Origin of the sequence: Stenotrophomonas sp. SrG, from assembly GCF_050031795.1 — a bacterium.
In the GTDB taxonomy this organism is placed as follows: Bacteria; Pseudomonadota; Gammaproteobacteria; order Xanthomonadales; family Xanthomonadaceae; genus Stenotrophomonas; species Stenotrophomonas rhizophila_A.
The window spans coordinates 1-244 of the sequence record NZ_JBNBBE010000843.1 but is presented as its reverse complement, the minus strand read 5'-3'; the positions used below and the strand labels follow the sequence as shown (position 1 = coordinate 244).

Sequence of the window (244 nt, the reverse complement as noted above, 5' to 3'; positions counted from 1 at the left end):
CATAGCGGTCATGGATGCCGGCTGGATCCAGCAGGTCGGCACGCCGGACGAGATCTACGCACAGCCGGCCAACCGCTTCGTGGCCGGCTTCATCGGCTCGGTCAACCTGTTCGACGGGGTGATCGACGAGGACCGGCCCGAGTACGTCACCGTGCGCACGCCGCTGTTCCCGGCGCCCATCTACGTGGCGCACGGCATGACCGGCTACGCAGGGCAGCCGGTGGCGTTCGCGCTGCGCCCGGAG

Annotated in this window: 1 pseudogene; it reads left to right on the top strand. The window is 69.7% G+C overall.

Features of this window, described 5'->3' with window-relative positions:
* Positions 1-244: pseudogene (locus tag ACQG3P_RS21915) on the top strand (polyamine ABC transporter ATP-binding protein); the annotation flags it as partial.